General features: G+C 71.1%; 20 protein-coding genes. 13 read left to right on the forward strand and 7 right to left on the reverse strand.

All coding sequences use genetic code 11. The annotated features are described in order from the left end of the window. Nucleotides 1-49 precede the first annotated feature (49 nt). Nucleotides 50-826, forward strand: coding sequence for an ArsR/SmtB family transcription factor (locus tag ACWDN5_RS30805; protein ID WP_449678744.1), 777 nt, complete (start codon nt 50-52; stop codon nt 824-826). A gap of 623 nt (nt 827-1,449) precedes the next feature. Here the strand turns inward: ACWDN5_RS30805 and ACWDN5_RS30810 are convergent. Genes ACWDN5_RS30810 through ACWDN5_RS30820 form a run of 3 tightly spaced genes read right to left on the reverse strand, consistent with a single transcriptional unit; the run spans nt 1,450 to nt 4,149 of the window. Continuing rightward, nucleotides 1,450-1,707, reverse strand: coding sequence for a hypothetical protein (locus tag ACWDN5_RS30810; RefSeq protein ID WP_310973271.1), 258 nt, complete (start codon nt 1,705-1,707; stop codon nt 1,450-1,452). 58 nt (nt 1,708-1,765) lie between these two features. After that, nucleotides 1,766-3,145 carry an amidase gene (locus tag ACWDN5_RS30815; protein WP_449678745.1) on the reverse strand — a complete coding sequence of 460 codons (1,380 nt, stop codon included), beginning with the start codon at nt 3,143-3,145 and terminating at the stop codon, nt 1,766-1,768. Then, nucleotides 3,142-4,149, reverse strand: a complete 1,008-nt coding sequence (locus ACWDN5_RS30820; protein WP_449678746.1) for a D-2-hydroxyacid dehydrogenase — start codon at nt 4,147-4,149, stop codon at nt 3,142-3,144. The genes ACWDN5_RS30815 and ACWDN5_RS30820 overlap by 4 nt, the downstream gene beginning before the upstream one ends. Nucleotides 4,150-4,250: 101 nt before the next feature. On the opposite strand from ACWDN5_RS30820, the gene ACWDN5_RS30825 reads away from it, so the two are divergent. The 3 genes from ACWDN5_RS30825 (at nt 4,251) to ACWDN5_RS30835 (ending at nt 6,520) form a co-directional block, all read left to right on the forward strand. Then, nucleotides 4,251-4,991 (forward strand): maleate cis-trans isomerase family protein, encoded by a 741-nt coding sequence (locus tag ACWDN5_RS30825; RefSeq protein WP_310973276.1) that lies wholly within the window; start codon nt 4,251-4,253, stop codon nt 4,989-4,991. A 61-nt stretch (nt 4,992-5,052) separates the two neighbouring features. After that, on the forward strand, nt 5,053-5,799 hold the full coding sequence (locus ACWDN5_RS30830) for a maleate cis-trans isomerase family protein (protein WP_310973277.1): 747 nt from the start codon (nt 5,053-5,055) through the stop codon (nt 5,797-5,799). A 1-nt stretch (nt 5,800) separates the two neighbouring features. Then, nucleotides 5,801-6,520, forward strand: a complete 720-nt coding sequence (locus ACWDN5_RS30835) for a GntR family transcriptional regulator (RefSeq protein WP_310973279.1) — start codon at nt 5,801-5,803, stop codon at nt 6,518-6,520. A 181-nt stretch (nt 6,521-6,701) separates the two neighbouring features. On the opposite strand, the gene ACWDN5_RS30840 is transcribed toward ACWDN5_RS30835, so the two are convergent. From ACWDN5_RS30840 to ACWDN5_RS30850, 3 genes are read right to left on the reverse strand one after another with little or no spacing between them, the layout of a single operon-like run. Beyond that, a complete protein-coding gene (locus tag ACWDN5_RS30840) occupies nt 6,702-7,166 on the reverse strand; it encodes a DUF4262 domain-containing protein (protein WP_449678747.1) in 465 nt (154 codons plus the stop codon). A gap of 60 nt (nt 7,167-7,226) precedes the next feature. Next, complete coding sequence (locus ACWDN5_RS30845) at nt 7,227-8,285, reverse strand: tartrate dehydrogenase (protein ID WP_310973281.1); 1,059 nt, start codon at nt 8,283-8,285, stop codon at nt 7,227-7,229. Continuing rightward, complete coding sequence (locus ACWDN5_RS30850; protein WP_310973283.1) at nt 8,282-9,745, reverse strand: NAD-dependent succinate-semialdehyde dehydrogenase; 1,464 nt, start codon at nt 9,743-9,745, stop codon at nt 8,282-8,284. Before ACWDN5_RS30850 ends, ACWDN5_RS30845 begins: the two co-directional genes overlap by 4 nt. A 91-nt stretch (nt 9,746-9,836) precedes the next feature. Here ACWDN5_RS30850 and ACWDN5_RS30855 point away from each other — a divergent pair, with 91 nt between their 5' ends. Together ACWDN5_RS30855 and ACWDN5_RS30860 are read left to right on the forward strand one after the other, a co-directional pair. Further along, entirely contained in the window at nt 9,837-11,093 is a 1,257-nt protein-coding gene (locus tag ACWDN5_RS30855) for an aspartate aminotransferase family protein (RefSeq protein WP_449678748.1), read from the forward strand. A 2-nt stretch (nt 11,094-11,095) separates the two neighbouring features. Beyond that, complete coding sequence (locus ACWDN5_RS30860) at nt 11,096-11,593, forward strand: DUF3830 family protein (protein WP_003079597.1); 498 nt, start codon at nt 11,096-11,098, stop codon at nt 11,591-11,593. A 43-nt stretch (nt 11,594-11,636) separates the two neighbouring features. On the opposite strand, the gene ACWDN5_RS30865 is transcribed toward ACWDN5_RS30860, so the two are convergent. Beyond that, a complete protein-coding gene (locus tag ACWDN5_RS30865; RefSeq protein WP_449678749.1) occupies nt 11,637-12,449 on the reverse strand; it encodes an aldo/keto reductase in 813 nt (270 codons plus the stop codon). Between the two features lie 213 nt (nt 12,450-12,662). On the opposite strand from ACWDN5_RS30865, the gene ACWDN5_RS30870 reads away from it, so the two are divergent. The 7 genes from ACWDN5_RS30870 to ACWDN5_RS30900 all read left to right on the forward strand — a co-directional run. Then, nucleotides 12,663-13,034 carry a hypothetical protein gene (locus ACWDN5_RS30870; protein ID WP_310973289.1) on the forward strand — a complete coding sequence of 124 codons (372 nt, stop codon included), beginning with the start codon at nt 12,663-12,665 and terminating at the stop codon, nt 13,032-13,034. A 5-nt stretch (nt 13,035-13,039) separates the two neighbouring features. After that, a complete protein-coding gene (locus tag ACWDN5_RS30875) occupies nt 13,040-13,516 on the forward strand; it encodes a roadblock/LC7 domain-containing protein (RefSeq protein WP_310973290.1) in 477 nt (158 codons plus the stop codon). A gap of 108 nt (nt 13,517-13,624) precedes the next feature. After that, the gene (locus tag ACWDN5_RS30880; protein WP_449678754.1) at nt 13,625-15,010 is read left to right on the forward strand and encodes an FAD-binding oxidoreductase; all 1,386 of its coding nucleotides are present in this window, start codon (nt 13,625-13,627) and stop codon (nt 15,008-15,010) included. After that, nucleotides 15,007-16,569 carry an acetolactate synthase large subunit gene (locus ACWDN5_RS30885; RefSeq protein ID WP_449678750.1) on the forward strand — a complete coding sequence of 521 codons (1,563 nt, stop codon included), beginning with the start codon at nt 15,007-15,009 and terminating at the stop codon, nt 16,567-16,569. Before ACWDN5_RS30880 ends, ACWDN5_RS30885 begins: the two co-directional genes overlap by 4 nt. 43 nt (nt 16,570-16,612) lie before the next feature. Continuing rightward, the gene (locus ACWDN5_RS30890; RefSeq protein WP_310973292.1) at nt 16,613-17,416 is read left to right on the forward strand and encodes an SAM-dependent methyltransferase; all 804 of its coding nucleotides are present in this window, start codon (nt 16,613-16,615) and stop codon (nt 17,414-17,416) included. Beyond that, nucleotides 17,416-18,219, forward strand: a complete 804-nt coding sequence (locus tag ACWDN5_RS30895; protein WP_449678751.1) for an SAM-dependent methyltransferase — start codon at nt 17,416-17,418, stop codon at nt 18,217-18,219. The genes ACWDN5_RS30890 and ACWDN5_RS30895 overlap by 1 nt, the downstream gene beginning before the upstream one ends. Before the next feature lie 42 nt (nt 18,220-18,261). Next, nucleotides 18,262-18,561, forward strand: a 300-nt coding sequence (locus ACWDN5_RS30900) for an SAM-dependent methyltransferase (RefSeq protein WP_449678752.1), incomplete at its 3' end; no start/stop codon positions are given.

Here is an 18,561-nt window from a genome sequence, read left to right on the forward strand (position 1 = left end):
CACAAGTCGTTCGATCCGGAGCGAACTGTTCTCCGGTTAGGCTGGCGCGATGCCCGGCATCGCATCAGTGGCCCGGGCCATCGGCGAGCCGGCCAGGGCGGCCATGCTCCTCCTGCTGATGGACGGCGGCGCCCACACCGCCCGAGCCCTGGCATCGGCGGCCGGAGTCGCCCCGTCCACGGCGAGTTCCCACCTGCGCCGGCTGGGCGAGGCGGGCCTGATCCAGGTGACCGACGCGGGCCGCCAGCGCTTGCACCGGCTAGCGGGCCCAGAGATGGCCCAGCTCGTGGAGGCCCTGGCGGCGATCGCCCCACCACGGCTGCCTTCGCGGCTTCAGCCCGACCCGCCGGCCGGCCCACTGCTGCGGGCCCGGGCGTGTTACGGCCACGTGGCCGGGCAACTGGGCGTAGACGTGGCGGCGGCGCTGCGCAAGGACGAAGTGGTCGGAGACCTGACACCGGGCGAGACGGCCTCGCTGCGCACTTTCGACCACCCGCTGCTGGCGGCCCTCGGCATCGGCGGGCTGCCGGGCACCGGCCCGGCGGTCCGGGCGTGCCTGGATTGGTCTCACGGAAGCGTCCATTTGGCCGGCGAGCTGGGAACGGCCCTGCTGAAGGCCATGCTCGGCACCGGCTGGGTGCGCCGCCGGCCGGGCGGAAGGACCCTGCGAATCACGGAGCCCGGCCGACGCCGCCTCGGCGAGCTCGGCGTGGGTCCGGGTTCCGGCTTGAGTCCGGGCTCCGGCTCGAGTCCGGATTCCGGCGCGGACCTGGGTTCCGACAGGCGCCCGGGCCCCGGCGCAGACTTGACTCCCGGCCGGCCGTGAGAGTTGTCCCCAGGTGCGGCCGCATGTGGACAACTCCGGCTCCGAGCCATCGAAAAGCCAGGATTGTCGCGCCCCGCCGATAGACTGGCCTGGGGGCCAACCCCCGGGATAGGGCGGGCCGCGCCCCGGCCACCGCGCCCCGGCCACCGCGCCCCGGCCACCGCGCCCCGGCCACCGCGCCCCGGCCACCGCGTTCCGGCCACCGGGCCCCGGCCACCGCGCCCGGCTCAGCTGTCCCACCGACCGGAAAGGCACGCGGACGCCCAAACCGGCACCCCACCCAGACCACCCCAGCCACCCCGATCCGAAGCCAAAACACGGCCGGTGGTGCCGGGTCAAGGCACGCTTTCCCGCCTTGACGCGGTACCACCGGCCGTAGTCACAATCCCGGCTTCGGGGTGGTGGGCACACCCGGAACCGCCCAAGTGAACAGCACCTCCAGGGCAGAGACCAGCAGCCCCGCCTCCACCACCCAGCACCGACCTCGCCGGAACTCACTCTCCCGAGGCAACGCTCCGGCGAAGTCGTTTGCTGATCAGACAGGGATCCCGTAGAGGGTGAGTGGTCGAAGCAACGACACGACTTCGCCGAAACCCGCAGGACAGGGCGGCCCGCGCGCCGTTCTACCGGCCCACGCGCGGTCCGGACGTCAGGTCGCGGTGGCCGTCGAGGCGCCACCAGTTCTCCAACGTCTCGCGCAGCGCCTTCAGCAGCTCGCCGCCGGTTTCCAGCGGGACGAGGGCCGCCTTTCCGTCGTCCACCCGCAGTGCTGCGGCCAGCCGGTCGCCCTGTTCGATCAGGCCGACGACCACCCGCGTCGGCTCGCCGGTGACGTCGACGGTCGGGATGGCTCGTTCGTACCACCAGCCTTGAGCGTTCACCCGGCCGACAGTGGCACAGCTTTCCCCGCGCCGGTCCGGGTTTCACCCTCACGTGTGGTCAGGGCGCCCAGGGCCGCACTTCCTCCAGCAGCTTCGCCACGGCCAGCACCAGGTCGTCCGAGTGCCGGGGCCCGACGATCTGCAGGCCGACCGGCAGCCCCGCCGACGTCCGCCCGGCCGGCACGCTGATCGCCGGCTGCTGGGTCATGTTGAACGGGTACGTGAACGGCGTCCACTCCGGCCACTCGCTCAGCCCGCTGCCCGGCGGCACGTCGTGCCCCGCCTCGAACGCGGCGATCGGGAGGGTCGGCGTGATCAGCACGTCGTAGCGCGTGTGGAACTCGCCCATCCGGATACCGAGCGCGGCACGCTCGGCGGTGGCGTCGAGGTAGTCGCTCGCCGTCCACTTCCGGCCGAGCTCCCAGACCCGGCGCAGACCGGGGTCGGTCCGCTGCTCGGACCCGGGCGGGAACGAGTCCAGCAGCTTCGCCGCGCCGGACGACCAGAGGACGTCGAACGCCGGCTTCGGATCGGCGAACCCGGGGTCGGTCTCCTCGATGTGCAGGCCGGCGTCCCCCAGCGAGCGGACCGCCTCGGCGACGATCGCGGCCACCTCCGGGTCGACGTCGACGTAGCCGAGTGTCGGCGAGAACGCGGCGATCAGGCCGCGCACGTCCCGCCGGACGGCCTCCCGGAACGACCCCACCGGCGGCGCCAGCGCGGCCGGGTCACGGTGGTCGGGCAGCGAAAGCACGTCCAGCAGCAGCGCGGTGTCGTCGACCGAGCGCGCCATCGGGCCGGCGTGCGAGAGCGGGCCGAACGGGCTCGCCGGGTAGAGCGCGATCCGGCCGTGGGTCGGCTTCAGCCCGACGATGCCGCAGAACGACGCCGGGATCCGCACCGAGCCACCGCCGTCGGTGCCGACCGACAGTTCGCCCATGCCGGCCGCGACGGCCACGGCACTGCCGCCGCTCGACCCGCCCGCCGTCTTCGACGGGTCGGCCGGGTTGCGCGTGATGCCGTTCAGCGGGCTGTCGGTGACGCCCTTCCAGCCGATCTCGGGCGTGGTCGTCTTGCCGAGCAAGACCAGGCCGGCCTCGCGCATCCGCGCGGCGACCGGGCTGTCGACGTCCCACGGCTGGTCCGGGTCGATGCTCTTCGAGCCCCGGACGGTCGGCCAGCCCTGGGTGAGGAACATGTCCTTGATCGACGCCGGCACGCCGTCGAGCCACCCGATCGGGTTGCCGTCCCGCCAGCGGACTTCGGCCGCCTTGGCCTGCTCCAGCGCCCGGTCGGCGTCGACGAGGCAGTAGGCGTTGCACTCGCCGTCCCGGGCTTCGATGGCCTGCAACGCGTTCTGCGTCGCCTCGACCGGCGAGAGCTCGCCGGTCGCGTAGGCGGCGACGAGCTCGCTGGCGGTCAGCATCCTGTCGTTCATCCGGCTCCCTGGTTCCCCTGGTTCTCCGACGGCACGTAACCGAGCGTCTTGTCGACGACATTGCGCAGCGGCTCCCCGGCGCGCCAGCGGCGGAAGTTCTCGGTGAACACCTCGACCAGCGTGTTCCGCCAGCCGATGAAGTCGCCGGACATGTGCGGCGAGATCAGCACGTCCGGCATTGTCCACAGCGGGCTCTCGGCCGGCAGCGGCTCGGTGTCGAAGACGTCGAGCGCGGCCCCGGCGATGGTCTTGTTTTCGAGCGCGGCGACCAGGTCGGACGGGACGACCAGCTCTCCCCGGCCCACGTTGACGAACCGCGCCGACGGCTTCATCGCGGCGAACGCCCGCGCGTCGAACATGCCCTTCGTGTGCTCGGTCAGCGGCGCGACCGCGACGACGTAGTCGGCGTTCGGCAGGATTTCGGTGAGCCGCGCGGACTCGTGCACGACGCCGAAGTCCGGGTCGCCGGTGCGCTCACGGCGCCCGGCGCCGCTCACCCGCATCCCGGCCGCGCGCAGCAGCCGCGCGATGGCCCGGCCGATCGGCCCGGTGCCGACGACCAGCACCTCCCGCCCGGCGATGCGCTCGGTCTCGCGGTGCAGCCAGCGGCCTTCGCGCTGCAGGTCGTGCGAGCGCGCGAAGTCCTTCGCGAAGGCGAGGACGACGCCCAGCACGTACTCCGCGATGGCGTCGTCGAAGACACCCCGCGAGTTCGTCAGGACGACGTCGCTCTCGCGCAGCCCAGGGAACAGCACGGGGTCGACCCCGGCGCTGGCGATGTGCAGCCAGCGCAGCCGGTCGGCCGCGTGCCACGCTTGCGGGACGGCCGTCGACAGGAAGTCGTAGACGAAGAGGGCGTCCGCTCCGGACAACGCTTCCGCAAGACCCGCCGCGTCCGTGTAACGCACGACCGCCCCGGATTCGACAGCACGCATGTCCGGTGGGCGGGACTCGCCGCAGAGCACTGCCAGGACGGGGGCTTCCCGGTGTTCCGAGGCGATCACGTTGACACGGTAAAAGTGACTCGTATGATTGTCAACAATCCGAGGAACGACCCCCGGAGCACCGGACGTGTCAAGCACAGACGTATTCCGGAGGCTGAGCCTTGGATTTCGACTTCCTGGCGTTCGACGGCCCGCTGGCGCAACGCGGCATCGGGGTCATCGCCCCCTTCGACCTCGCGCTGGAGCGCGAGCTCTGGCGCTGGGTGCCGATGGAGGTGTCCCTCCACCTCGCCCGCACGCCGTACGAGCCCGTGCCGGTCAGCATGGAGATGGCCCGCCTGGTCAGCGACAGCCACCACCTGGCGAGCGCGACCCGCGACGTGCTGCACGTCGAGCCCGAGGTCGTCGCCTACCTCTGCACGTCGGGCAGCTTCGTCAACGGCGTCGACTACGAACGCTCGCTGACCAAGGCGATCTGCGACGCCGGCGCGCCGGACGCCGTCACCACCTCGGGCGCACTGGCCGAAGTGCTGCACCAGCTCGACCTCCACCGCGTCTCGGTGCTCACGCCGTACGACGCCGACCTGACCCGCGCCCTGCACGACTTCCTCGCCGAACTGGACGTCACGACCGTCGCCAGCGACCACCTCGGCCTGGGCGGCGGCATCTGGAAGGTCAGCTACCGGACCATCGCCGAGCGCATCCTCGCCGCCGACCACGGCGACGCCGAAGCGATCTTCGTCAGCTGCACCAACCTCCCCACCTACGACCTGATCGAACCCCTGGAAGCCGCGCTCGGCAAACCGGTGCTCACCGCCAACCAGCTGACGATGTGGGCGTGCCTGCGCCGGATGAACCTCCCCATCGTCGGACCCGGGAGGTGGCTTCGTGACGTGTCGTGAAGGGTATTCCTTGACCTCCCCTCTAGGATTGTCGACAATTTGCGTCCCCTCCGGAGGTTCCGTGACCACCATCGGTTTCATCTACCCCGACCACGCGGCCGAAGACGACTACCCGCTGGCCGAGCAGCTGCTCGGCGGCATGGCCGTCGACGAGGGCGACATCCGCCTGGCCGTCGAGCACATCTACGGCACCGACAAGCACGCGGTGGCCGAGTTGCTCGACCTCGGCAGCGAGGCCCGCCTCGCCGACGGCGCCGCCCTCCTCGCCAAGCACGAGCCCGCCGCCGTCATCTGGGCCTGCACAAGCGGCAGCTTCGTCTACGGCTGGGACGGCGCCCGTGACCAGGCCGACCGCCTCGCCGCCGTCGCCGGCGTCCCGGCCTCCAGCACCTCCTTCGCGTTCGTGCACGCCGCGCGCGCTTTGGGCGTTCGACGGGTCGCCGTCGCCGCCAGCTACCCGGACGACATCGCCCGGCTGTTCGCCGACTTCCTCAAGGCCGGCGGCATCGAGGTCGTCTCGATGGCCAGCGCGGACATCATCACGGCGGCCGAGGTGGGCGCGATGACTCCGGAGGCCGTCGTCGAGCTCGCCGTCGGCCACGACCACCCGGACGCCGAAGCGGTGCTCGTGCCGGACACCGCCATGCGCACCCTCGGCGAGATCAACGCCGTGGAGGCCGCGCTCCGCAAGCCCGTGCTGACCGCCAACCAGGTCACGGTCTGGGAGGGCCTGCGCCTGACCGGGCAGCACCGGCTCGTCCGCTCGCTCGGCGCGCTCTTCCGGCACCTGCCGGACGGGGGCGCCTGAGATGGCCCTGCCACCGGGCATGCTGCCCGAGATCGAGCCGGTGAGCCGCGAGTCGACGGCCGCCGTGATCGCGCGCCAGCTGCGTGACGCGATCATGACGGGCGCTCTCCCGCCCGGGACCCAGCTCGGCGAGACCGAGCTGGCCGCGCGGTTCCAGGTGTCACGGGGGCCGCTCCGGGAAGCCATGCAGCACCTGGTGTCCGAAGGACTGCTGCGGAGCGAACGGCACCGCGGGCTGTTCGTCATCGACCTCGAGCCGGGCGACGTCTACGACATCTACGCGGCCCGATCCGCGATCGAGCGGGCGGCCATGCTGCGCGCCCTGCGCGGCGGCGACCGCGACCGGATCGCGGACGTGCTCGAGCAGACCGTCACCGAGATGGCGACGGCGGCGAGCGAGGACGACCCCACCGCGCTCTCCACGGCGGACCTGAAGTTCCACGAAGCCCTGATCAACGCCTCCGGCAGCAAGCGGCTCGTGCGGATGGCCCGGACGCTGCTGATCGAGACGCGGATGTGCCTGACGGCGTTGCAGAGCACGTACCAGCGGGTCGAGGAGCGGGTGGAGGAGCACACGAAGCTGATCCAGGCCCTGCGCGACGGCGACGAGGAGACGGCGCTGACGTTGCTCGAGGCCCACATGGAGGACGCGGTGCAACGGCTGGCGCCGGGCACGAGTCTGCGGGACGGGGAAGCTCCGCCGGTGCCGGGAAACGCGTGATCGCAGAGCCGACACGCGTGATTGGAGAGTCGACACGCGTGATTGGAGAGTCGACACGTGTGATTGAAGGGTCGACACGCGTACCTGGATGGACGACACGCGTACCTGGGTGGACGACTCGCGTACCTGGGTGGACGACACGCGTGATCCGGGGCGGGACTCGGGTGTCGGGGGGATGGGGTTAGTTCGCATGGCGGGGCCCCAGAACGGGCTGGCCGGCGCGGCCGTCGCGGTAGTCGGGGGACCAGGGGAAGCGGCCCTGGGTGTCCGCGTGGACCAGTTGCAGCGCGCGGATTTCCGGGCCGTACAGCGCCGCCGCGAACACCAGGTGGGCCGACGGCTCGGCGAGCGAGACGACCTCGATCAGCGGGCCGTCGCGCAGTGGGATGTGGTCGCCCGCCGCGAAAGGCGGGCCGTACAGGGTGTGGGACGCCAGGGCGTTCAGCAGGGCGCCGGCGGCGAGCATCGGCAGGCCGGTGACGACCAGCTCCGGCAAGCCGTACCCGCTCAGGCCGATCGTGTAGGCCCACGGCGGGTACGGCCCCGCTCTCTCCACTCCCTGCACCAGCCAGCCCCGGTCGGCCACGCCGCCGCGAAGCCGTTCCAGGTAACCGGATCTGTCCGGGTTCTCGCACTCGAAGCACATCGGTGACTCCTCCCCCTCGGTGGGCTCGTGGTCCACCGTGCCGGAGGGCACCGACAAAACTCAGCCCAGCGCTTCGGCCACCGCCGTGCCGAGCCGTTCTGTGGTATCCGTGCCGCCGAGGTCGGGCGTGCGCACCCGGCCCTCGTCGAGCACCCGGTCCACCGCGGCGCGGATCGCTTGCGCCGCAACGGTTTCGCCCAGGTGTTCGACCAGCATCGCGGCCGCCAGGATCTGCGCCACGGGGTTGGCGATCCCCTGTCCCGCGATGTCCGGGGCGCTCCCGTGGACCGCCTCGAACATCGACGGGAATTCACCCGATGGGTTGATGTTTCCGGACGGAGCCATGCCGAGGCCACCGGTGATCGCGGCCGCGAGGTCGCTCAGGATGTCACCGAAGAGGTTCGACGCCACCACGATGTCGAGCCGGTCCGGCGCCTGCACCATCCGCGCGGCCAGCGCGTCCACGTGCATCTGTTCACTGTGTACGTCCGGGAACTCCGCCGCGACCTCGGCGAAGATCTCGTCCCAGAACGGCATCGAGTGGATCAGCCCGTTCGACTTCGTCGCCGAGCAGACCCGCGCCGACCGCGTCCGGGCCAGTTCGAACGCGTACCGGATGATCCGCGTGACGCCGACCCGCGTGAAAACCGACTCCTGCAGCACGAACTCGTCCGGCCGCCCGGCGTTGTGCCGGCCGCCGACCGCCGAGTACTCCCCTTCGGAGTTCTCCCGGACGATGACCAGCTCCAGTTCCTCGGCCTTCCGCCCGGCCAGCACGGACGTCGTCCCCGGCAGCAGCCGCACCGGGCGCAGGTTGACGTACTGCTGGAACGCCCGCCGCAGCGGGATCAGCAGGCCCCACAGCGAAACGTGGTCCGGGACGCCGGGGAAGCCGACCGCGCCGAGCAGGATCCCGTCGAACGCCGAGAGCTGCGCGACGCCGTCCTCCGGCATCATCGCGCCGACCCGGGCGTACCGCTCGCAGCTCCAGTCGAACTCGGTCCACTCCAAGGAAAAATCGAACAGAGCGGAAGCCCGGTCGAGGACCTTGCGGGCCTCGACCGTGACGTCCACGCCGATCCCGTCGCCCGGGATGCTCGCCAGGCGGTAGGCCGTCACAGGGCCACCGCGATGTACTTGGTCTCGAGGAACTCGTCGATGCCGACCGAGCCGCCCTCGCGGCCGAGCCCGGACTGCTTGATCCCGCCGAACGGCGCCGCCGGGTTCGACACGATCCCCTGGTTGAGCCCGATCATCCCGGCCTCCAGGGCTTCCGAGACCCGCAGCGCGCGCTTGAGGTCGCTGGTGAAGACGTAGGAAACCAGGCCGAACTCGGTGTCGTTCGCCTTCGCGACGGCCTCTTCTTCGGTGTCGAACGGCGTGATCGGGGCGACCGGCCCGAAGATCTCCTCGTGCGTCAGCCGCGCCTCCTGCGGGACGTCGGTGAGCACGGTGGCCTGGTAGAAGTGGCCGGGCCCGTCGACGCCCGAGCCGCCGGTGAGGACCCGGGCGCCGCGGTCGGTGGCGTCCTTGACCAGCTCCGTCACCTTCTCGACGGCCTTGTCGTCGATCAGCGGGCCGACCACGACGTCCTTCTCGGTACCGCGGCCCATCGGCAGCGCCTGCATGCGTTCGGTCAGCCGCCGCGCGAACTCGTCGACCACGCCGCGCTGCACGTAGAACCGGTTCGCCGCGGTGCACGCCTCGCCGATGTTGCGCATCTTCGCCTGCATCGCGCCGTCGATGGCGGCGTCCATGTCCGCGTCGTCGAAGACCAGGAAGGGCGCGTTGCCGCCCAGCTCCATCGACGTCCGCAGGACCTTGTCGGCGCACTGTTCCAGCAGTTTGCGGCCGACCCCGGTGGAGCCGGTGAAGGAGAGCTTGCGGGCACGGCCGTCGCGGATCAGCGGCTCCATCACGCCGCCGGAGTCGCTGGTCGTGACGACGTTGAGCACGCCTTCGGGCAGGCCCGCCTCGGCGAGGATGCCGGCCAGCGCGAGCATCGACAGCGGCGTCTGCGCGGCCGGCTTGATCACCGACGTGCAGCCCGCGGCGATCGCCGGGCCGATCTTGCGCGTGCCCATCGCCATCGGGAAGTTCCACGGCGTGATCAGCAGCGTCGGTCCCACCGGCTGCTTGGTGATCAGGAACCGGCCGGCGCCGTTCGGGGCGGTCGCGTAGCCGCCGTCGATGCGGACGGCCTCCTCGGCGAACCAGCGGAAGAACTCGGCGGCGTAGGCGATCTCGCCCTTCGACTCGGCGAGCGGCTTGCCCATCTCCAGGGTCATCAGCAGCGCCAGTTCCTCCTGGCGCTGCATCAGCAACTCGTAGGCGCGGCGCAGGATCTCGCCGCGTTCCCGGGGCGCCATCTTCGCGAAATCGGCCTGGGCCGCGACGGCGGCGTCGAGCGCCGCGACGCCGTCCGACGGCGAGGCGTCGGCGACGTGGCACAGCTCCTTGCCGGTGGCCGGGTCGACCACCGGGAACGTCTTCCCGTCCTGCGCGGCGACCCACTTGCCGCCGATGAACAGTTCCTTGCCGACCGCCTCGACGACGCCGGTCTCGGTGCTCGCGCTCATGCCGACCTGCTCCTCACGTGTTGTCCCGAGGGCCATGCTATGGATATTGTCAACAATCGACAACCCGCTCGAACCGACCGAGGAGCACGCTGTGGCCCAGCTCTCTCCGCTGCTCAAGCAGGCAACGCCCGTCGTGGTCGACCACGGTGAAGGGGTTTACCTCTACGACGTCGACGGCAAACGCCACCTGGACTTCACCGCCGGCATCGGCGTCACGAGCACCGGGCACTGCCACCCCCACGTCGTGCGGGCCGCGCAGGAGCAGATCGGCAAGCTCGTCCACGGCCAGTACACGACGGTGATGCACAAGCCGCTCCTCGAGCTGACCGAACGCCTCGGCGGGGTCCTCCCGAGCGGGCTCGACTCGCTCTTCTACGCGAACTCCGGCAGCGAAGCCGTCGAAGCGGCGTTGCGGCTCTCGCGGCAGGCGACGAAACGCCCGAACGTCATCGTCTTCCAGGGCGGTTTCCACGGCCGGACGGTCGCCGCGGCGACCATGACGACGTCCGGGACGCGGTTCAGCGCCGGCATCGGCCCGCTGATGGCCGGCGTGCACGTCGCGCCGTTCCCGTACGCCTACCACTACGGCTGGGACGAGCAGACGGCGACGAAGTTCGCGCTGCGCGAGCTGGACTACCTCTTCCAGACGGTCAGCGCGCCGAACGAGACCGCCGCGATGTTCGTCGAGCCGGTGCTCGGCGAGGGCGGGTACGTCCCGGCGAACACCGAGTTCCTGGCCGGGCTGCGCGAACGCGCGGACCGGCACGGCATCCTGCTGGTCGTCGACGAGATCCAGACCGGCTTCGGCCGCACCGGGAAGTTCTGGGGCCACGACCACTTCGACGTCTCCCCCGACATCGTCCTCATCGCGAAGGGCCTGGCGAGCGGCTTCCCGCTGTCCGGCATCGCCGCTTCGCAGGAGCTGATGGCGAAGGCGTTCCCGGGCTCGCAGGGCGGGACGTACGGCGGCAACGCCGTTTCGTGCGCCGCGGCGATCGCGACGCTCGAGGTCATCCAGCAGGAGAACCTCGTCGAGAACGCCGCCGAGCGCGGCCGCCAGCTCCTCGAAGGCGCGCGGGTGATCGCGGACAAGACGCCGTCGATCGGCGAGGTGCGCGGGCTCGGGCTGCTGGTCGGCTCGGAGTTCACCACCGCCGACGGCGAACCGGACACGGCCACCGCGCAGGCCGCGCAGCAGGCGGCCGCGAAGAACGGGCTGCTGCTGCTCACCTGCGGGCCGTACATGAACGTCGTCCGGATGGTGCCGCCGCTGGTCGTCACCGCCGAGCAGGTCGACGACGCGCTGCGGATCTGGGGAGACGTCGTCGCTTCGGTCACGGGGAGCTGAGCATGGCCCGGTACATCACGATCACCCTCGACAAGCGCGGCGTCTCGTGCCGGGCCCGGCTGCTCGACGACGAGGCACCGCGGACCTGTAAGGCGGTCTGGGACGCGTTGCCGCAGAGCGGATCCGCCTACCACGCCAAGTACGCGCGCAACGAGGTCTACACGCTCGTGCCGCCGTTCGCCGAACCCAAGCCGGGCCGGGAGAACCCGACGATCACGCCGATCCCCGGCGACGTCGTGTACTTCGGTTTCGAGGCCTGGGAAATCGGCAATCCGGCGTACGGCTACGACGAAGGCAGCGAGGCGCACAGCGACCAGGGCGCGACCGACCTGGCGATCTTCTACGGCCGCAACAACCTGCTGATCAACGGTGACGCGGGCTGGGTGCCCGGCAACGTGTTCGCCACGATCGAGGAGGGCCTGGCCGAGATGGCGGCGGCCGCGCAGGACCTGTGGCTGCGGGGTGTCGAGGGAGAAACGCTCTCGTTCGCCCGCGCCTGATCCCCCGGCCCGGCCGCGGTCCTTCCCGCGGCCGGGCCGGCGTTCAGCCCAGCTGCGCGAACTCGGCGTCGGAGAGCACGACTTCCGCCGCGGCGCAGTTTTCCTCCAGGTGCGCGATCGACGACGTCCCCGGGATCGGGATCACCACCGGCGAACGGCGCAGCAGCCAGGCGAGGGACACCTGAGCGGGGGTCGCGCCGACGCCGGCCGCCACCTTGCCCAGCACGCCTTCCGCCGTGGCGTGGCCGCCGCTGGCGATCGGGAGCCACGGGACGAACGCGATCCCGTTGCGCTCGCAGTGTTCGAGGACGTCGTCGGACGCGCGGTCGGTCAGGTTATAGCGGTTCTGGACGCTCGCGATCGGCGCGATCGCCTGCGCCTCGGTCAGCTGCGCGACGGTCACTTCGGACAGTCCGATCCGGGCGACCTTGCCCTCGTCCCGCAGCCGGGCGAGCGCGCCGATCTGGTCGGCCAGCGGCACTTGCGGGTCCACCCGGTGCAGCTGCAGCAGCTCGAGCCGGTCGACACGCAGGCGCCGCAACGAAAGTTCCGCCTGCTGCCGGAGGTATTCGGGCCGGCCGAGCGGGACCCACTCGCCGCGGCTCGGGCGGGCGTGCCCGCACTTCGTCGCGATGAGCAGCCCCGGGTACGGGTGGAGCGCGTCGGCGAGCAGCTCCTCGTTCAGGCCGAGGTCGTAGGCGTCGGCGGTGTCGAAGAACGTCACGCCGAGGTCGGCCGCGCGGCGCGCGACCGCGGCGGCGCCGTCGCGCACGTGGTCCCACTCGGTGAGCCGCATCGCGCCGAAACCCAGGCGGTGCACGGAAAGGCCGTCTTCGAAGGTGTACGTCGTGGTCATGCCGGAAGCTTCGCCGCCGGTCCCGTCACCCACCAGAGATTTAGTCTGAGCTAAACCGACACCCCCTACTCTGCGTGAAATGGTAGCGCGAACAGAGTAATTCGATTACTCCATTCGGGGATATGCTGACGTGTCAGGCAACCCTAGGGTGATCGAACCTGACCACTGGGGTCGGCGTGTCAAGGGCGTCAGGACAAGGAGAAGACGAGCCGGATGAACATCGAAACAGCCTTGAAGGAAGCCCTTTCCATCACCGGCGCGGTGGGGGCCGCCCTGGTCGACTACGAGAGCGGGATGGCGCTCGGGACACTGGGCGGCGGCGACTGGCTCGACCTCGACACCGCGGCCGCGGGCAACACCGAGGTCGTCCGCTCCAAGCTGCGCGTGATCTCCGCGCTGCGGCTCAACGACGAGATCGAGGACATCCTCATCACCCTCGGCCGCCAGTACCACCTGATCCGCCTGCTCAAGCCGGCCAAGCACGACTCCGCGCTGTTCCTGTACCTCGTCCTGGACCGCGAGCGGGCCAACCTCGCGCTGGCGCGGCACTACCTCAAGAACATCGAAGCCGAGCTGGTCGTGTGACGGGGATGCCGGCCGAAGTACCCGGCACCCCGGTGCCGCTGCCCACGCGCAAGCTCGGGGCGACCCCGGCCTTCCCCGTCCAGAAGGGACCCCGGGAGGCCCACCCCGACGCCAAGGCCGCGGCCAAGGCCCTCGACGAGATCCGCGACCGGGTCGACCGGGCCAACATCACCGGGCTCCTGGTGGCCAGCCGGGACGGCCTGCTGCTGGCCAGCGACACCCGGGAGATCGAAGACGACAGCGTGGCGGCCATGTCCGCCGCCGCGGTCGGGCTGGCCACGAGGTTCATCGGACAGGCCGGCCTGGGCGAGGCCCGGGGCGCGATGTTCCAGGGCTCGCTCGGTCACGTCTGCGTCTTCCCCGTGCAGGGGCCGATCCTGCTTGTGGTGTTCGCCCGGCCGGACACGACCATGGGCCTGTTCAACGTCGTCGCGCGGCAGGCGCTGACCCTGCTCCAGGACGCGCTGACCACGGCGAACTGACCGGCGAACCTCCTCCGCGCAAGAACGTGAAAAACCTTCATGGCGACGTACCGCCGGTACGTACTACGCTGCGGTAACCACAGCGACGGCGCGGAGGAGAAACTGCCGATGGGCGACGTGGCGGCACGCCTGGCCGAGATCGTCGGGGACGGAAATCTGCTGACGGGCGAGGCGATCTCGGAGGACTACGCGCACGACGAAGCGCTGACGGCGGAACCGCAGAAGCCTGCGTACGTCGCGAAGCCGGCAACGGCAGAAGAAGTCGCGGAGCTGCTGAAGGCCGCTTCGGAACACAACGTCCCCGTGACGGCCCGCGGCTCCGGCAGCGGGCTGTCCGGGGCGGCCCGGCCGCAGGCGGACGGGCTGCTGATCTCCTTCGAGCGGATGAACGCCGTCCTCGAAGTCGACACCGGGAACCACGTCGCCGTCGTCCAGCCCGGCGTCACCCTCGCCGAACTCGACGCCAAGACCGCCGAAGCCGGGCTCGGCTACACCGTCTACCCCGGTGAGCTCAGCGCGAGCGTCGGCGGGAACGTCGGCACCAACGCCGGCGGGATGCGCGCGGTCAAGTACGGCGTCACCCGCAACAACGTGCTCGGCCTGCAGGCCGTGCTGCCGACCGGCGAGATCATCCGGACCGGCGGCAAGACGTCGAAGATCTCCACCGGCTACGACCTCACGCAGCTGATCATCGGCTCCGAGGGCACCCTCGCGCTGGCCACCGAGATCACCGTCAAGCTGCACCCGCGGCTGGCCCACGGCGCCACCGTGCTCGCCCCCTTCGGCGACTTCGGCCAGGTGATGGCCGCCGTGCCGGAGATCCTCTCCAGCGGCCTCGCGCCGCACATCCTCGAGTACATCGACAACCTGACGATGGCGGCCATCGTCTACAACGAGAAGCTCGAGCTGGGTGTCCCGGACAAGATCCGCGAGACGAGCGAGGCGTACCTCGTGGTGGCGCTGGAAAACCGCGAGACCGGGCGTCTCGATGAAGACGTCGAGACCGTCGGCGAGCTGCTGAGCGAGCTGGGCGCCACCGACGTCTACGTCCTCGAAGGCAACGCAGCCCGCAAGCTCATCGAAGCCCGGGAGAAGGCGTTCTGGACCGCGAAGGCGGCCGGCGCCGACGACGTGATCGACGTCGTCGTGCCGCGCACCGCGATGCCGCAGTTCATCTCGAAGGCGCGTGAACTGGCGATGGCCGCCGGTGGCGGCGCGCTCGGCTGCGGGCACGCCGGCGACGGCAACGTCCACCTCGGCATCTTCTGCAAGGACGACGCCAAGCGGAAGCAGCTGCTCACCGACATCTTCGCCTACGCCATGGAACTCGGCGGCGCGATCTCCGGCGAGCACGGCCTCGGCCGCACCAAGGCCCCCTACCACTCCGAACTCGAAGACCCGGCGAAGATCGAGCTGATGCGCCGGATCAAGCAGAGCTTCGACCCCGCCGGGATCCTCAACCCCGGCGTGCTCTTCCCCGAAGGAACCGCATGAGTGAGCTGAACGGCGCCCAGTCCCTGATCCGCACGCTGGTCGACGCCGGCGTCGAGGTGTGCTTCGCGAACCCGGGCACGTCGGAGATGCACTTCGTCGCCGCGCTCGACTCCGTCCCCGAGATGCGGGGCGTGCTCGCCCTGTTCGAAGGCGTCGTCACCGGTGCGGCCGACGGGTACGCCCGGATCGCGGACAAGCCCGCCGCGACGCTGCTGCACCTGGGCCCCGGCCTGGGCAACGGCCTGGCGAACCTGCACAACGCGCGGCGCGCGCACACGCCGATCGTCAACGTCGTCGGCGACCACGCGACCTACCACAAGCAGTACGACGCGCCCCTGGAGTCGGACATCGAGGCCGTCGCGGGCTCGCTGGAAGGCTGGGTGCGCCGCTCGGAGCACACGAAGGACGTCGGTGCGGACGCCGCCGCCGCGGTCGCCGCCGCGCAGGACGCGCCCGGCCGGGTCGCCACGCTGATCCTGCCCGCGGACGCTTCGTGGGGCGAGGGCGGCGAGACCTGCGCGCCGATCCCGCCGCGCGTGCCGCAGGCCGTCGACGCGACGACCGTCAAGGACGTCGCCGCGGTGTTCGGCACCGGCGAGCCGGTGGCCCTGCTCGTCGGCGGCGGCGCGTGCCGCGAGGAAGGCCTGCGCGCCGCCAGCCGCATCGGCGCCGCGACCGGCGCGAAGGTGTTCGTCGAGACGTTCCCGGCGCGGCTGGAGCGCGGCGCCGGGCTGCCCGCGATCGAGCGGCTCGGCTACCTCGCCGAGCAGGTCGCCTACCAGCTCGACGGGATCAAGCACGTCGTCGTCGCGGGCACGAAGGCGCCGGTGTCGTTCTTCGCCTACCCGGGCAAGGCCAGCGACCTGGTGCCCGAAGGCGCCCAGGTGCACACGCTGGCGTCGGTCGGGCAGGACGTCACGCGCGCGCTGAACGAGGTCGCCGAGCTGGTCGCCGCGGACACCGAGCCCGCGCTGGCACCCGAGTCGCGGCCGACGCTGCCCAGCGGGCCGCTGACCCCGCAGAACTGGGTCGAGGTGATCGGGGCGCTGCTGCCGGAGAACGCGATCATCGCCGACGAGGCCAACACGTCCGGCCTGATGCTGCCGATGGCGACGGCGGGTGCGCCGCGGCACGACGTCCTCACGCTGACCGGCGGCGCGATCGGGTACGGCATGCCGGTGGCCACCGGGGCGGCCGTCGCGGCGCCGGACCGGCCGGTGCTGAACCTGCAGTCCGACGGCAGTGCGCTGTACACGATTTCGGCGCTGTGGACGCAGGCCCGGGAGAACTTGAACGTCACGACGGTGCTGCTCAACAACCGCGCGTACGCGATCCTGCGGCTGGAGCTGCAGCGCGTCGGCGCGGCCTCGGGCGGCCCGAAGGCGAACGACCTGCTCGATCTTTCCCGGCCGGACATGGACTTCGTGAAGATCGCGGAGGGCATGGGCGTGCCCGCGACCCGGGCGACCACCGCCGAAGAGCTCGCCGAACAGCTCCAGCGGGCCTTCGCCGAGCCCGGCCCGCACCTCATCGACGCCGCGGTGCCGCCACTGCTGTGAACCGGACTATTCTCCCGTCACACCTTCGACCCGGGAGCGGCGGATGAGCGACGACGAACACGCGAAGCGGGGCATCGACCTCGAAAGACCGAACGCCGCGCGCGTGTACGACTACATGATCGGCGGCAAGCTCAACTACGCCGTCGACCGGATGTTCGCCGACCGCGTCCTGAGCGTGCTGCCGAACGCGCAGCACATGGCGCTGACCAACCGGGCCTGGCTGCGCCGCGCCGTGCGGTTCGGCGCCGAGCAGGGCATCCGGCAGTTCCTGGACATCGGTTCGGGGATGCCGACGGTCGGGCACGTGCACGAGGTCGTCCAGGCGATCGACCCGAAGTCGCGGGTGGTCTACGTCGACAACGAGCCGATCGCCGTCGCGCACAGCGAGATCGTGCTGGAGGGCAACGAGAACGCCGCCATGGTCCAGGCCGACGCCGAGCGCCCGGACGAGGTGCTGGAGCACCCGGTCACCGAGGAGCTGCTGGACTTCGGCGAGCCGGTGATGGTGATCATGGCGGCGTTCGTGCACTTCATCCCGGACTCGCGGGACCCAGCCGGGCTGATCGGCACCTACCGCGACGTCCTCGCGCCGGGCAGCTACCTCGCGCTGTCGTCGGGCACCTGGGAGGGGCAGGGCGAAGAGTCCCAGCGCTCGGTCGCGCTGTACGAGAAGAGCGGCACGCCGCTGACCCTGCGGTCACCCGACGAACTGCGGGCGCTGGTGAAGGGCTTCGAGATCCTGCCGCCGGGGATCGTGTTCACGCCGGAATGGCGTCCGGACGGCCCGCTCGAAGACCCGCCGGAGCAGTCGGGCGGCCTCGCGCTGGTGGGCCGCAAGGAGCGGTGATGGCCGGCGACCACGCGCCGCGCGGCATCGACGTCGACAAGCCCAACGCGGCGCGCGTGTACGACTACCTGATCGGCGGCAAGCTCAACTACGCGATCGACCGGGAGTTCGCCGAGCGGATCCTCCAGGTGCGGCCGGAGTCCAGGAAACTGGCCCTGCTCAACCGGCGGTGGCTGCGCCGCGCGGTGCGTTTCGGTGCTTCGCAGGGGATCCGCCAGTTCCTGGACGTCGGTTCGGGCATGCCGACGGTCGGGCACGTGCACGAGGTCGCGCAGTCGATCGACCCGGCGTCCCGGGTGGTGTACGTCGACAACGAGCCGATCGCCGTCGCGCACAGCGAGATCGTCCTGCAGGACAACGCCAACGCGGAGATGGTGCAGGCGGACGCGGAGATCCCGGCCGACGTCCTCGGGCACCCGACGACCGAGCGGCTGCTGGACTTCACCGAGCCGGTGATGCTGATCATGGCGGCGTTCATCCACTTCGTCCCGGACTCCCGGGATCCGGCGGGGTTGATCGCGGCCTACCGGGACGCGCTCGCGCCGGGGAGTTACCTGGCGTTGTCGTCCGGCACGTTCGAAGGGCAGGGCGAGGAGGTCCGTCGCGCGGCGGAGCTGTACCAGAAGAGCGTCACGGACGTCTTCGCGCGGTCGCGGGAGGAGCTGCGCGCCTTGGTCGGCGGCTTCGAGATCCTGCCGCCGGGGATCGTGTTCACGCCGGAGTGGCGGCCGGACGACCCCGCCGAAGTCGGCGCGCACCCGGAGGAGGCCAGTCAGCTGGCCCTGGTGGCCCGCAGGAACTGAGCGGCTATTCTCGCGGCACACCTGACTTCCGGGGAGCGGCGGATGAGCGAAGACGAGTACGCGCGGCGGGGCATCGACCTCGACAAGCCCAACGCCGCGCGCGTGTACGACTACATCCTCGGCGGGCAGCTCAACTACGCCGTCGACCGGATGTTCGCCGAGCAGGTGCTGGCCGCGCAGCCGAACGCGCGTGAGCGGGCCCGGCTCAACCGGCAGTGGCTGCGCCGGGCCATCCGGTTCGGGATGGACCAGGGCATCCGGCAATTCCTGGACATCGGTTCGGGGATGCCGACGGTCGGGCACGTGCACGAAGTCGCCCAAGCCGTCGACGCCAACGCGCGC

Source organism: Amycolatopsis sp. NPDC003731 (assembly GCF_053586895.1).